The following is a 12,307-nucleotide window of genomic DNA, read 5'->3' on the forward strand; positions in this document are numbered from 1 at the left end:
GCGCCGGCCGGGCTGGGTGATCGCAACCACCCGGCCCGGCCGGGACCTCAGTTGAGGCCGTACGTCTTGGGGTCGATCTTGTCGAACAGTTCCTTCTTCAGGATCTCGTAGCGCTTCTGCTCGTCCATCGGGTCGACCCCGGCGAACAGCTTCTCCCACTTGGCGACCGATGCCTTGTACTCGGCCACCACGCCCTCGGCGACGGCCAGGTCCACCTTGAACTTCTGCTGGGACATCTTGCCCAGCTCCTTGGCGTCGGCGTCGATGAACTTGTCGCTGGCGGCCACGAGGTCGGCCGTCGGCTTCAGCATCTGGACGCCCTTGGCGCCCATCTCTTTCTCGGTCTCGAGCGTGTTGCGGATGTAAGCCATCGACGACCGCACCGACGCGCGCGCCGAATGGTCCAGCAGCATCGCCCGCTGTTCCGGCTTCAGGCCCTTCCAGAAGCCGGGATTGTAGCCCCACATCGGGCCCGAGAAATAGACGCCGAGCGGCAGGTCGACGACGTACTTGGCCACGTCCCACCAGCTCCGCGACTTCAGCGATTCCAGCGGGTTCATGCCGCAGTCGAGCGTGCCGCGCTCCAGACCGGTGAAGATCTCGCTCGACGGCACGTTGACCGACACCGCGCCGAGTGCCACGCCCCAGCGATCCCAGAGGCTGCCCGGCATGCGCAGGCGCTTGCCCTTCAGCTCCGCCAGCGACGACACCTTGGTCCGGCACAGCAGCAGGTAGGGCGAGGTCGAGTAGCCGCCGCCATAGACGACGCCGACCTTCTTGTATTCGGCCTGGATGGCCGCGTTCTTGAACGAGACCTCGGTGCTGGCGGCCAGCGTGACGTAGATGTCCGAATTGTAGAGGGACATGTCGGCCAGCACGTTGGTGATCGGCAGCTCCGACGGCGTGTAGGTACCGGCGTGATAGGCCACCGTGGCCAGCCCGTCGCGGATGCCGGGCAGGGTCGAGCGCGCCGGCACCAGGGAGCCGCCGAGGAAGACCTTGAAGGTCAGGTCGCCGTTGGTCGCCTTGGCGACGTCCTTGGCCCACTCGGTGTAGTTGAAGACCGAGAACGGGTGGTTCTGGTCGAGGAAGTTGTTGGCGATATATTCCGCCCCTGCCGCCGGGGCGGCGATCGCGCCGGAGAGCGTGATCGCCAGGGCAGCGCCGCGTATCGTGGCCAGCTTCATGTTTGTGCCTCCTGTTCGTTCAGACTTGCTTGCGCCCGTCTCTACTCCGCCGCCGCCTGGGAAACGGCGAGCGTCCTGCTGCGCACCTTCAGCCACCAGCCATAGGCGGGCGGCCAGCCGTCGAAGGCATCGGGACCCCGGAGGGTGACCGCCGCCTGCGCTGGCCAGTGCGGGTTGAACAGTGCTTCGCGGCCGATCGCGACGAAATCGGCCCGGCCATCGGCGACGATCGCCTCCGCCAGAGCCGGTTCGCGGATCAATCCCACCGCCATCGTCCGCATGCCGGTGTCGCGCCGCACGCGCTCGGCATACGGCACCTGGTAGCCGGGCTCTCGCCGGACGACGGCGGTCGTCGTCCGCCGGCCGAGCCCGCCCGACGAGCAGTCGACCACATCGACGCCATGGTCGGCGAAGGCCCGCGACAGCGTCACCGTCTCGTCCAGGGTCCAGCCGCCATCGACATCGTCGATGCAGGACAGCCGGAAGAATATCGGCAGGTCGGACGGCCATTCGGAGCGCGCGGCATCGGCCACCTCCAGCGCGTAGCGCATCCGGTTTTCCAGGCTGCCGCCATACTCGTCATCGCGCTGGTTCGACAGCGGCGACAGGAACGAGTGGATCAGGTAGCCGTGGGCACCGTGGATGTTGAGCGCCTGGAAGCCGGCCTTGCGCACACGGGCAGTGGCCGCCGCGAACTGCTCCAGGCTGCGTCGGATCTCGTCGCGGCCGATGGCGCGCGGCGTCGGCCAGCCAGGATTGGCCGGCAGGGCCGACGCCGAGACCGTCTCCCACGGATGTTCGCCGCGCAAGGCGACGTCGGCCTGCGACATCGGCTCGAACCCGTGCCAGGGCCGCTGGACGCTGCCCTTGCGGCCGGCATGGTTGATCTGGGCGCCCGGCACCGCGCCGTGGGCGGCGATCACCTCGGCCAGGCGCGCGAGCGGCGCAGTCTGCTGGTCGTTCCAGGCGCCGATGTCGCCCCAGGTCAATCGCCCTTCGGGACAGATGCCCAGCGCCTCGGTGAAGACCAGGCCGGCCCCGCCGGCCGCATAGGTCGACAGGTGGCGAACATGCCAGTCCGTCGGCATGCCGTCCGGCGTGCCGGCATACTGCTGCATCGGCGAGATGACGATGCGATTGGGAAACGCGACCCCGCGAACCGTCAGCGGATCAAGGACGCTTGGAGTTGGCGCGGTGCTCATCGAGGCGTACCCTTTCCTGATCGACGATGCCGAGCGGCGACAATGAAACTTGTTGAAGGATTTTTCAACATGACCCATCGTCCTCCGGCGCACGACAGCGGAGGGAGCCGCGGGATGGACTGGTTCGATCGTTGCACGACCGGCGCGGCCAAGCTGCTGATGTGGGTGGGCTGCACCGCCGTGGTGCTGATGGCCGTTCACGTCACGTGGGACGTGGTCCAGCGGACCTTCTTCGGCCGCGGCATGCTGGGGACGACGGAGATCGTCTCCTTCTACTACATGGTCGCGGTCGTCTGCTTTCCGCTGGCCTGGATCGAGCGGCGCGACGAGCACATCAATGTCGAGATCCTGTTCCAGCGGATGTCGTCCGGCATCCAGCGCGTGATGACCCTGTTCGCCACGATTTGTTCAGCCGGCTTCTTCTCGGCATTTGCCTACCGCTCGTGGCTCGATGCGCTGAACGCGCTTTCGACCGGCGAGACGATGATGGGCTATGCCGAGATCGCCATCTGGCCAGCCCGCTTCATCCTGCCGATCTCGTTCGCGCTGGTCGTCGTCGTCTGCGTCAGCCAGATCGTGCGGCTGATCTTCCGCTACGCCCCGCCCGCGGCGGACCGGCCGATCGAGGAAGACGCCACTTTCCGCGCCTGATGCGACAAGGGATCGGCGGGGTCGCATAGCACCATGATGCCTGCCGAGCGGCCTGCCGCTGGCAGCGTCATTGCCCTCACCCTGACGCAGCAGATCGCGGTATCCCTGGCGGCCGCAACCTTCCCCGTGCTGCTGCCGGCACTGTCCTCGGATGCGACCGGCAGCGGCCTCGGCGGTGACGCCGCCGGCGTCTATGCCGTCGCTCTCTATGGCGGGGCAATCGTCGCCACCTTCTTCTGCCAAGCCGGGTTCTCGACGTTCGGGATCGCCAGCACCAGCACGCTCTGCGTGCTGCTGGCCGGGCTCGCCTTGCCGGCCCTGCTGCCCGGCACGCTGGCTGCGGTGATCCTGGCCGGTATCGTCATCGGGATCGGCTATGGGCCCACGACACCGGCCAGTTCCTCCATGATCCTGCCCTTCGTGGCAGCCGGTCGCGCCAATTTCCTGTTCTCTCTGCGCCAGACCGGCGCGCCGCTCGGCGTGCTCTGTGCCGGCGTCCTGATACCGCCGCTGGTCGGCTGGATCGGATGGAGCGACACCGTCCTGATCGTGGCAGCACTGGTCGTCATCGCCAGCCTCGCCGGCGCGGCCTTCGCGCGCCGACTGGACAAGGTGCTCGTCCGGCCGGCGATCGACCTGCGGCGCACGCCGCGCGCCGTGGTCGCCGCCCTTCGCCGCCGGCCGCTGCGCCGGCTGATCTCCGTCTCATGCCTCTTCGCGGCGATGCTGGCCACGGTGAACGCCTACATCCCCTACAGCGTCGCGACGCTGGGCCAGACCTCGCTGACGGTCGCCGGCTGGGCGGCGGCCGCGGCCCAGGTCGGCGCGGTGGCCGGACGATTGTTCTGGGGCGCGCTGGCCGACCGCATCGGCGCGATGGGCCGGGTCCTGGCCATGCTGGGCCTGGGCATGGCCGCGGCCGTCGCGCTGGTGGCGTCGATCCGGCCGGAGTGGCCGGTGGCCGGGATGCTGGGTGCCAGCTTCCTGCTGGGGACGACCGGCGCCGGTTGGGGCGGCCTGGTCCTGGCGGAGGTCACCCGCATCGTGCCGCGCGCGGAGGTGGGAACCGCCACCACGGCGCTCATGATCTTCAACTATGTCGGCGTCTTCATCGGTCCACCGCTCGTTGCGGGGGCGCTGCTGGCAACCGGCAGCCTGCGGATAGCCCTTCTCGTTCTCACCGTCGGATCGCTGGTCGGCGCCACCATCGCGTGGTTCGGCCTGGCAGCCGAGCCGCCAACACCCGAATCCGGAGACCACGTACCATGATCGTGCCGTCCATGCTGCAGATCGAGGATCCGCCCCCCATCCGCTGGCCCAACGGCGCCAAGTGCGCCGTCATGCTGACGTTCGACTTCGATGCGGAGACTTTGTGGCTGGCGCGCGACCCCGAGAACGCCAAGCGCCCCGGCCTGCTGTCCATGGGCCTCTACGGCGCCCGCGTCGGCGTGCCGAAGATACTGGAACTGCTGAATGACTTCGAGCTCAAGGCAACATTCTTCGTTCCCGGCTGGACGGCCGAGCGCCACACCGCCCGCTGCGAGGCAATGCTGAAGAACGGGCACGAGATCGGCCACCATGGCTATCTGCACGAATGGATCGATCCGGATTTTCCGGACAAGGAGGTCGAGGCCCTCGATCGCGGGCTGGAAGCGCTGCACCGCGTTCTGGGCGTGCGGCCGGCCGGCTATCGGTCGCCCGCGGGCGAGACCAGCGCCAACATGATCCGGCTGCTGGCCGAACGCGGCTTCCTCTACGACACATCCATGATGGATACCATCACTCCCTACCGCCATCGCCTGGACGATGGCAGCCCCGGGCCGATCGAACTGCCCTGGCGTTGGATGATCGACGACGCCGTCTATACGCTCTTCTCGATCAAGACGCCGCGCGCCCTCTTTCCGCCGAGCCAGATCCTCGACACCTGGCAGACCGAGTTCGAGGAGATCTATCGCTGGGGCGGCCTGTTCGACCTGGTCATGCACCCGCAATTCATCGGTCAGCCCAACCGGCTGGCGATGTTGCGCCGATTCATCCAGTTCATGCAGAAGTTCCCCGACGTCTGGTTTGCGACCGGCGAGGAGATCGCCCGATGCGCCGCAGAGCAGATGTGAGCCGCCAGCCGGGGTAGCGGCGGCTAATCCGCGGGCAAAGGGTCGAGTGCGCGGCAGTCGTCCGCGCTCCAACCCAGTTCGACCATCTCGCCCGCCGCGAGCGGGCGGGTGCCGGCGGAGTTGGCGACCTTGACCACGAAACCGTTGGCCCCGGGCAGGCCCAGGCGCGCCCGCACATGGTCGCCGTGATAGATCAGCTCCTCGACCCGGGCGGCGACCTGGTTGTCGGGGCTGGTGCCCGGCTCCAGCGGCGAGATACGCTCCGGCCGCACCGAAAGCGTCGTCGCCTGGCCAGGGCCGAAGCCGCCGGCATTCAGTGCGCGGATCACCACGCCGCCCGTCGTCTCGACCACGCAATGCCGCCCGTCGACCGAGCGCACCTGGCCGTCAAGCCGGTTGCTCTCGCCGATGAAGCGCGCGACGAAGGCCGTCGTCGGCCGCTCGTAGATCTCGGTCGGCGAGCCCACCTGGTCGACCCGCCCGTCCTTGAAGACGGCGATGCGGTCGGACAGGGTCAGCGCCTCCGACTGGTCATGGGTGACATAGACGATGGTGACGCCCAGCCCGTCATGGATATGCTTGATCTCAAGCTGCAACTGCTCGCGTAGCTGCTTGTCGAGCGCGCCCAGGGGCTCGTCCATCAGCACGATGTCCGGCCCGAAGACCAGCGCGCGGGCCAGCGCCACCCGCTGCTGCTGGCCGCCCGACAGCTCGGCAGGGCGGCGGCGGCCATAGCCGCCGAGCCGGACGAGGTCGAGCGCCTTGTCGACCCGACGCGCCGCCTCCTCGCGCCCGATGCCGCGTACCGACAGCGGAAAGGCCACGTTCTCCCCTACCGTCATGTGCGGAAAGAGCGCGTAGTGCTGGAAGACGACGCCGATGTTGCGGCGATGGGGCGGGATGCGGCGGACGGAGCGGCCGGCGACCAGGATGTCGCCCTCGGTCGGCGTCTCGAAGCCGGCCAGCATCATCAGGGACGTGGTCTTGCCCGAGCCCGACGGCCCGAGGAAGGTGACGAACTCGCCGCGCCCGATGTCGAGGTCGAGCCCCGCCACCGCCGCACCGGCGCCGGGCGCGCCATACCGCTTGGACACGCCGACGAAGGCGACCAGCGGGTCGGTGGCAGGGGTGAAGGCTCTGGCGGCGGCGGTCATGGCAGGGCGGCTTTCGGCCTCGATGGACATCCAAGCGCTGTCAGAGCAGGAACCGTACCATCAAGTTCGCGCCTCGTCGGCCGAATTGCTCCGGATCCGGTCCAGAACCGCCTGCCTTCGTTCCAGCCACCAGCCGTACTGGCGCGGCCAGCGGTCGAAGCCGCCGCCCGGCAGTCCCAGCGCGCGGGCCGCATGCACGGGCCAGTTGGGCTCGTTCATCAGCTCGCGGCCGATGGCGATGATGTCGGCCTGGCCCCGGGCCAGGATCGCCTCGGCCTGTTCGGCGTCCACGATCAGGCCGACGGCCATGGTGGCGATACCCGCATCGGCCCGGATGCGCTCGGCATAGGGCACCTGGAAGCCCAGCCCGCGTGGAGCGGAGCGCCCCAGCGTCGCCGAACCGGCAAGCCCGCCGGTCGAGCAGTCGACGACATCGACGCCCCGCGCCTTCAACTCGCGGGCATAGGCGACGCTGTCCTCCACCGTCCAGCCGCCCTCCATGCCGTCGACAGCCGAGATGCGCACGAAGAGCGGCCGATCGGCCGGCCAGGCCTCGCGCACGGTTTCCACCACCGACAGGGGAAAGCGCATGCGCCCCGCGAGGTCGCCGCCATGGGCGTCGTTGCGCCGGTTCGTCAGCGGCGACAGGAAGGAATGCAGCAGGTAGCCGTGCGCGGAATGCACATCCAGGATGCCGAAGCCGGCATCGGCGGCCCGCAGGGTCGCGGCACGCCACGCCTGGCGCACGGTCTCCATGCCGGCGGCATCCAGCGCCTCGGGCACCAGCCAGCCATCGTCGAGCGGGATGGCGCTGGCGGCCACCACCGGCCATGCCGTCTCGCCGCCCGCCTGGTCGGCCGCCGTCATCGGCCCGTTGCCCTGCCAGGGGCGCTGCATGCTGGCCTTGCGCCCGGCATGGGCAAGCTGGATCGCCGGGACCGCACCATTGGCGGCCAGGAAATCGGCGATGCGGCCGAGCGGTGCCGCATGGGCATCGGACCACAGGCCGACATCGCCGTGGGTGATGCGACCCCGCGCCTCGACCGCCGTCGCCTCGACGAAGACGATCCCGGCGCCGCCCTGGGCGAACTTGCCCAGATGGACCAGATGCCAGTCGTCCGCGAAGCCGCCCGTCGCCGAATACTGGCACATCGGCGACAGCGCGATGCGGTTGCGCGCGGTCACCCCGCGCAGCGCGATCGGGGTGAAGAGATGCGGGGTCGCCATGCCCGGGCCCCTACTTCGCCGCGACCACCACCACCTCGACCAGGACGCCCGGGCCGAGGTCGGCCACGCCGATGCCGGCCCGGGTCGGCAGATGATCGGCGTTCAGCCATTCCTTCCAGACGACGTTCAACGCCGGCTTCATGGAGAGGTCGGTCATGTAGATGGTGGCCGACAGGATGCGATCCTTGTTCGAGCCGTGGGCCGCCAGCAGCGCGTCGATCTGCTCGGTGATGCTGCGCATCTGGCCGGTGATGTCGGCCGTGGTGTCCTCGCCGACGGTGCCCGCCAGGTAGAGCGTGCCGTTGTGCTCGACGACCTCGTGGAGGATGCCGCCATAGCTGCTGTCGCGCTTGATCATCGTGCCGTCTCCGGAAATCAATGGGCCGGGGCCGGTTGCCCGCCCTCCGCCAAGGACATACAGGCGACGGCGGCCGGCTTCTACAGGATCGGCGTCTCGGCCATGGTCGAGACGTGGGCGGCGATCACCTTCCAGCCGGCATCCGGGAAGCGGACCCAGGTCTGGCTCTGGCGGCCGACCAGCGGGCGGCCGCGCACCTTGAACTCCAGGTTCACGGTCGCGAGGTCGCGGCCGATCGTCAGGACCTCCAGCCGGATGCGGCGCTCCTTGGTGCCGGGCCCGGGCGGCCGGGCGACGCGGTGGGCGTGGATCTCGGCAAAGCCGTAGCCGTTCTCGTTCATGCCGTAGCGCACGGTGTGCGGGCTGTCCCAGAAGCTGGCGTCGAGCACCGCCACGTCCTTCTCGACCAGCGCCACCTCGTAGCGTTCGAAGATGGCGCGGACCTCTTCCACCACCTCCGGGATGTTCAGGGTCCGGTCATCCATCAGGTCCTCCTGGCGGCGTCGGCGCCCGCTTCCGGATGGTGCCGGACGAAGGCCCGCCAGCCGCTCTCGATGTGGCTTTCCATGGCGCGCGTTGCGGCCTGCACGTCGCGTGCCTGGAGCGCGTCCAGGATGTCGCGATGCTCGTCGGCCACGTCGAACTGTCGCCGCGGCAGCACCGTCAGCAGGTCGAACGGGTACTTGGCCCACAGGATGCGCACGAAATGCAGCGTCTGCGGCTGCCCCGCCATCTCGTAGAGCCGGAAATGGAAGCGGAAGTTGGCGCTGCGCGCGGCGTCGTGGTTGCCCGACCGGGCGGCGACCAGGATGGCGTCGTTCAGTTCCTCCAGCGCCCGCACGCCGGCATCGTCGATGCCGGCCGCGGCTGCCCGGGTCAGGCGCGATTCCAGGTCGAGGCGCAGCTCGTACAGCTCGGCCGCCTCGCCGACCTGGAAGGGGGCGACGACGGCGCCGCGATGGGAGGAACCGACAACGTAGCCCTGCGCCTCCAGCAGCTTGAGCGCCTCGCGCACCGGCGTGATCGACAGGTCCAGCATCTGCGCGATCTCGGCCTGTTTCAGCTTCTGGCCGCGGGCGAAGAAGCCCGAGATGATGCGCTCGCGCAGGAACTCCGCCACCTGCCCCTCCTTGGTGCGGAAGGCGATCGGCTCGCGGCGCGGGGCGGCGGACGGTGCCGCGATGGCGGGGCCGGCCATCCGGGCCGGGCGATTGGTGCGGCCAGCATCTGTCATCCCTGCACCATTAGCACGGGAATCACGCTATTGGCACAGCCACCATCCCTGACAGCCAGACACCCCGCACAAGGATCACCCGCGATGCAGATTCCCGATCTCCAGGGCAAGGTCGCCCTCGTCACCGGCTCGTCGACCGGCATCGGTGCCGCCGTCGCCACCGCTTTCGGCCAGCAGGGCATGGCGGTCGCCGTCCACTGCAACCGCACCCGGGCCGAGGCCGAAGCGGTCGCCGCCGCGATCGAGGCCGCCGGCGGGCGGGCAATCGTCCTGCAGGGTGACGTCAGCGACGCCGCACGGCAGGCCGAACTGGTGGAGGAGACGGTGGCCGCCTTCGGCCGCCTCGACATCCTGGTCGCCAATGCGGGCTCGGTCGTCGAGCGCAAGCCGATCGAGCAAGCCGGCGACGACCTCTACGACCAAGTGATGGACCTGAACGCGCGGTCGGTCTTCGTGGCCGCCAGGGCCGCCATCCCGCACCTGCGGGCGGCGGGCGGCGGCTCGATCATCTCGACCACGTCGCTGGCGGCGCGCAACGGCGGCGGCGGTGGCTCGGTGCTCTACGCCGCGGCCAAGGGCTTCGTGTCGAGCTTCACGCGCGGGCTGGCCAAGGAGGTCGCACGCGACCGCATCCGGGTGAATGCGGTCGCGCCGGGCGTCATCATGACCCCGCTCCAGGAGCGGCTGACCCCGGCCAAGCAGATCGAGGCCGCCATCCGCCTGACGCCGATGCGCCGCACCGGCACCACCGACGAGTGCGTCGGCGCCTATCTCTACCTGGCGTCCGACGCGCTGTCGGGCTTCGTCACCGGCCAGGTGATCGAGGTGAATGGCGGCATCATCATGCCGTAGCGCGTAGCTGGGCGAGGCCGGCCTTCTGGCGGCCGTCGGCTTCGAAGTTGGACGGGTCGAGCCAGCGCTCGAACCCGGCCTTCACGGCCGGCCATTCCTTGTCGGTGATCGAGAACCAGGCGGTGTCGCGATTGCGGCCCTTGTAGACCACCGCCTGGAGGAAGATGCCCTCGAAGCGAAAGCCGTAGCGGGCGGCGGCCGCCCGCGACGGCGCGTTCAGGCTGTCGCATTTCCACTCGTAGCGGCGATAGCCCAGTTCGTCGAATACCCGGCGCATCATCAGGTACATGGCCTCGGTCGCGGCCGGCTTGCGCTGGAGGCGGGGGGAATAGTTGATGTGGCCGACCTCGATCACGCCGTTGGGCGGGTCGATGCGCAGGTAGGTGGCAACACCGACCGCCTTGCCCGACGCGTCGATGATCGCATGGAACTGCGGGTCCCGGCCGGCCGACATCTTCTCCAGCCAGGCGGTATAGGCCGGCAGGTCGGGCAGCGCGTCGACGCCGAGATAGGTCCAGTTGGCGCCGGCCGCGTCCTCGGACGCCGCCTCGAAGAGCTGGGCCGCATGGCGGCCGACATCGACCGGCTCCAGGCGACAGAAACGGCCTTCCATCGGCGTCAGCGGCGGCCACGGGCGCGCCGTCCAGTCGGGAACCGGCTCGCCGATGGGCTGGCCGAAGGAGTTGAGGAGCTGGGTCATGGCGCGATCTCGAAGCTGAGGGGGCCGCGACGATAGCGCGGGCCACGAGAAGACGGTAGCGCTGGCGGAACTTCGCGGTCGGGTCGGCGTTCAACCCTGCGTCGCAGCCCGTGGAGGCATACGCCCGTGCTTAGCACCGTCCTCATCGTCGTCCTGATCCTCATCCTCATCGGCGCGCTGCCGACCTGGAACTACAGCCGCAACTGGGGCTACGCGCCCACCGGCCTGCTCGGCACGGTGCTGATCGTGCTGCTGATCCTGGTGTTGCTGGGCCGCGTGTAGCGGTCGTCGGCGGCGGGCGCCGATGGCGTCCGCCGCCGCCCCTGCCGCAAGCGCCCGATCGAGGGGGAGCAATGGACCTCGCGCCATGGCTGGGCGGTGCCGCGACGCTGGCATCGACCATCAGCTTCGCACCCCAGGCATGGAAGGTGATCCGCACCCGCCGCACCGAGGGCATATCCGTCAAGACCTACTCCGTCACCGTGGCGGCCTTCGCCTGCTGGCTGGCCTATGGCTTCGCGCTGGGGGAGTGGCCGATCATCGTGTCGAACATCGTCTGCCTGGTCTTCTCGATCTTCATCCTGACCATGACGATCCTGCCGCGCCGCAGCCGCGAGGCCGTGGCAGACGCCATCGTGCCCGCCGATGCCGATGCGGATCAGCCCGCCGACGCGGATGCGCAGAACAAGGCCTGAGAGACCGCCACCTGCAATACATCTGGCTCGAACGGCTTGGAGACGATGAAGGTCGGCTCCACCCGGTCGCCGGTCAGCAGCCGTTCCGGGAACGCCGTGACGAAGACGACCGGCAGCCTGGCATGCTCCAGGATGGCCGCCACCGCAGCGATGCCCGTGTTGCCGTCTTCGAGCTGGATGTCGGCCAGGATCAGGCTGGGATTGCCCGTCCGCGCCAGCCGGATCGCCTCGTCGGAGCGGGCGGCCACGCCTGCGACGTGGTGCCCCATCTCGGTGACGATGCCGGCGATGTCGAGCGCGATCACCGCCTCGTCCTCGATGATGAGGACGCGGGCCGGCTCCTCCTTCTTCAGCGCCGTCCAGGCCTCGTCCAGCAGCCGCCCCAGCGCGTCGGGCGAGATCCCCAGGACATGGGCCGCCTCGGACCGTGGAAAGCCCTCGTTATGGACGAGCAGCAACGCTGCGCGCCCCAGCGGCGGCAAGCGGGACACGCGCTCTTCCAGCGCCTGCTGCACCGGATCCCCTTCGCTCCCATGCGCGACCGTTGAGCGAGGAACCGGAAGCAGATCCGACACGTTGTGCAGGCATCGGAACAGATCGGCCCGCGTCAGCGGCTCCGGGCTGGCTCCGGCCTGGACGATAATCTCCTGGAGGGCGCGCTTGACGAAATCGTCACCGATCTCCTGCGAACCCGTCAGGGCCCGCGCGTGGCGCCGCAGGAATGGAAGCTGCGCCGCGATCCGGCCCTTTTGCGTTTCGTCCATGACCGACCCCGTACGTTCCAGGCAAAGCAAATATCGCAGCTTTGGCCACGAGCGGTAGATGGGGATTGCGGTCCCCATTGAAAGAAGCGGCCGCCGCTCTGGCGGTGCGTCGAACGAAGGGTGTGCGATCGTGAGTAGACTGGAAAGGATTTCCCTGGGTCCGCGGAGG

Annotated in this window: 15 protein-coding genes; 6 read left to right on the plus strand and 9 right to left on the minus strand. The window is 69.1% G+C overall.

The annotated features are described in order from the left end of the window. Positions 1 to 47: 47 nt before the first annotated feature. Together STVA_RS17775 and STVA_RS17780 are read right to left on the minus strand one after the other, a co-directional pair. Positions 48 to 1,187, minus strand: coding sequence for a C4-dicarboxylate TRAP transporter substrate-binding protein (locus STVA_RS17775; protein ID WP_123693611.1), 1,140 nt, complete (start codon positions 1,185 to 1,187; stop codon positions 48 to 50). Between the two features lie 41 nt (positions 1,188 to 1,228). Beyond that, entirely contained in the window at positions 1,229 to 2,389 is a 1,161-nt protein-coding gene (locus STVA_RS17780; protein ID WP_123693609.1) for an NADH:flavin oxidoreductase/NADH oxidase, read from the minus strand. Positions 2,390 to 2,503: 114 nt separating this feature from the next. Between STVA_RS17780 and STVA_RS17785 the strand changes: the two genes are divergently transcribed. Genes STVA_RS17785 through STVA_RS17795 form a run of 3 tightly spaced genes read left to right on the plus strand, consistent with a single transcriptional unit; the run spans position 2,504 to position 5,154 of the window. Further along, positions 2,504 to 3,040, plus strand: coding sequence for a TRAP transporter small permease (locus tag STVA_RS17785; RefSeq protein ID WP_170216643.1), 537 nt, complete (start codon positions 2,504 to 2,506; stop codon positions 3,038 to 3,040). Between the two features lie 33 nt (positions 3,041 to 3,073). Beyond that, positions 3,074 to 4,309: an MFS transporter gene (locus STVA_RS17790; protein ID WP_123693605.1), complete on the plus strand. Its 1,236-nt coding sequence runs from the start codon at positions 3,074 to 3,076 to the stop codon at positions 4,307 to 4,309. After that, positions 4,306 to 5,154 (plus strand): polysaccharide deacetylase family protein, encoded by an 849-nt coding sequence (locus STVA_RS17795; protein WP_245978480.1) that lies wholly within the window; start codon positions 4,306 to 4,308, stop codon positions 5,152 to 5,154. The genes STVA_RS17790 and STVA_RS17795 overlap by 4 nt, the downstream gene beginning before the upstream one ends. 23 nt (positions 5,155 to 5,177) lie before the next feature. Here STVA_RS17795 and STVA_RS17800 read toward each other — a convergent pair whose 3' ends face one another. The 5 genes from STVA_RS17800 to STVA_RS17820 form a co-directional block, all read right to left on the minus strand. After that, entirely contained in the window at positions 5,178 to 6,308 is a 1,131-nt protein-coding gene (locus tag STVA_RS17800; RefSeq protein WP_123693939.1) for an ABC transporter ATP-binding protein, read from the minus strand. A 60-nt stretch (positions 6,309 to 6,368) separates the two neighbouring features. After that, the gene (locus tag STVA_RS17805) at positions 6,369 to 7,535 is read right to left on the minus strand and encodes an NADH:flavin oxidoreductase/NADH oxidase (protein WP_123693603.1); all 1,167 of its coding nucleotides are present in this window, start codon (positions 7,533 to 7,535) and stop codon (positions 6,369 to 6,371) included. 10 nt (positions 7,536 to 7,545) lie between these two features. After that, positions 7,546 to 7,893, minus strand: a complete 348-nt coding sequence (locus STVA_RS17810) for a RidA family protein (RefSeq protein WP_123693601.1) — start codon at positions 7,891 to 7,893, stop codon at positions 7,546 to 7,548. A gap of 80 nt (positions 7,894 to 7,973) precedes the next feature. Next, positions 7,974 to 8,378 (minus strand): oxalurate catabolism protein HpxZ, encoded by a 405-nt coding sequence (gene hpxZ / locus STVA_RS17815; RefSeq protein ID WP_123693599.1) that lies wholly within the window; start codon positions 8,376 to 8,378, stop codon positions 7,974 to 7,976. After that, positions 8,378 to 9,127 carry a GntR family transcriptional regulator gene (locus STVA_RS17820; protein WP_197735667.1) on the minus strand — a complete coding sequence of 250 codons (750 nt, stop codon included), beginning with the start codon at positions 9,125 to 9,127 and terminating at the stop codon, positions 8,378 to 8,380. The genes hpxZ and STVA_RS17820 overlap by 1 nt, the downstream gene beginning before the upstream one ends. A gap of 84 nt (positions 9,128 to 9,211) precedes the next feature. On the opposite strand from STVA_RS17820, the gene STVA_RS17825 reads away from it, so the two are divergent. Beyond that, positions 9,212 to 9,979, plus strand: a complete 768-nt coding sequence (locus STVA_RS17825) for an SDR family NAD(P)-dependent oxidoreductase (RefSeq protein WP_123693595.1) — start codon at positions 9,212 to 9,214, stop codon at positions 9,977 to 9,979. Here the strand turns inward: STVA_RS17825 and STVA_RS17830 are convergent. Further along, positions 9,969 to 10,679, minus strand: coding sequence for a GNAT family N-acetyltransferase (locus STVA_RS17830; RefSeq protein WP_123693593.1), 711 nt, complete (start codon positions 10,677 to 10,679; stop codon positions 9,969 to 9,971). The genes STVA_RS17825 and STVA_RS17830 overlap by 11 nt on opposite strands. A 126-nt stretch (positions 10,680 to 10,805) precedes the next feature. Between STVA_RS17830 and STVA_RS17835 the strand changes: the two genes are divergently transcribed. Both STVA_RS17835 and STVA_RS17840 read left to right on the plus strand, forming a co-directional pair. Then, the gene (locus STVA_RS17835) at positions 10,806 to 10,961 is read left to right on the plus strand and encodes a DUF3309 family protein (protein ID WP_123693591.1); all 156 of its coding nucleotides are present in this window, start codon (positions 10,806 to 10,808) and stop codon (positions 10,959 to 10,961) included. Between the two features lie 71 nt (positions 10,962 to 11,032). Then, positions 11,033 to 11,374: a SemiSWEET family sugar transporter gene (locus STVA_RS17840; RefSeq protein WP_123693589.1), complete on the plus strand. Its 342-nt coding sequence runs from the start codon at positions 11,033 to 11,035 to the stop codon at positions 11,372 to 11,374. On the opposite strand, the gene STVA_RS17845 is transcribed toward STVA_RS17840, so the two are convergent. Further along, a complete protein-coding gene (locus tag STVA_RS17845; protein WP_170216641.1) occupies positions 11,338 to 12,216 on the minus strand; it encodes a response regulator in 879 nt (292 codons plus the stop codon). The genes STVA_RS17840 and STVA_RS17845 overlap by 37 nt on opposite strands. Between the last annotated feature and the right edge of the window lie 91 nt (positions 12,217 to 12,307).

It is taken from the genome of Stella humosa (assembly GCF_006738645.1).
In the GTDB taxonomy this organism is placed as follows: Bacteria; Pseudomonadota; Alphaproteobacteria; order ATCC43930; family Allostellaceae; genus Allostella; species Allostella humosa.

Coding starts and splice junctions, on each gene's coding strand:
- STVA_RS17790 (WP_123693605.1), top strand. CDS start 3,074: ATGATGCCTGCCGAGCGGCCTGCCGCTGGCAGCGTCATTGCCCTCACC.
- STVA_RS17795 (WP_245978480.1), top strand. CDS start 4,306: ATGATCGTGCCGTCCATGCTGCAGATCGAGGATCCGCCCCCCATCCGC.
- STVA_RS17780 (WP_123693609.1), bottom strand. CDS start 2,389: ATGAGCACCGCGCCAACTCCAAGCGTCCTTGATCCGCTGACGGTTCGC.
- STVA_RS17830 (WP_123693593.1), bottom strand. CDS start 10,679: ATGACCCAGCTCCTCAACTCCTTCGGCCAGCCCATCGGCGAGCCGGTT.
- STVA_RS17805 (WP_123693603.1), bottom strand. CDS start 7,535: ATGGCGACCCCGCATCTCTTCACCCCGATCGCGCTGCGCGGGGTGACC.
- STVA_RS17810 (WP_123693601.1), bottom strand. CDS start 7,893: ATGATCAAGCGCGACAGCAGCTATGGCGGCATCCTCCACGAGGTCGTC.
- hpxZ (WP_123693599.1), bottom strand. CDS start 8,378: ATGGATGACCGGACCCTGAACATCCCGGAGGTGGTGGAAGAGGTCCGC.
- STVA_RS17845 (WP_170216641.1), bottom strand. CDS start 12,216: ATGGGGACCGCAATCCCCATCTACCGCTCGTGGCCAAAGCTGCGATAT.
- STVA_RS17820 (WP_197735667.1), bottom strand. CDS start 9,127: ATGACAGATGCTGGCCGCACCAATCGCCCGGCCCGGATGGCCGGCCCC.
- STVA_RS17825 (WP_123693595.1), top strand. CDS start 9,212: ATGCAGATTCCCGATCTCCAGGGCAAGGTCGCCCTCGTCACCGGCTCG.
- STVA_RS17785 (WP_170216643.1), top strand. CDS start 2,504: ATGGACTGGTTCGATCGTTGCACGACCGGCGCGGCCAAGCTGCTGATG.
- STVA_RS17840 (WP_123693589.1), top strand. CDS start 11,033: ATGGACCTCGCGCCATGGCTGGGCGGTGCCGCGACGCTGGCATCGACC.
- STVA_RS17775 (WP_123693611.1), bottom strand. CDS start 1,187: ATGAAGCTGGCCACGATACGCGGCGCTGCCCTGGCGATCACGCTCTCC.
- STVA_RS17800 (WP_123693939.1), bottom strand. CDS start 6,308: ATGACCGCCGCCGCCAGAGCCTTCACCCCTGCCACCGACCCGCTGGTC.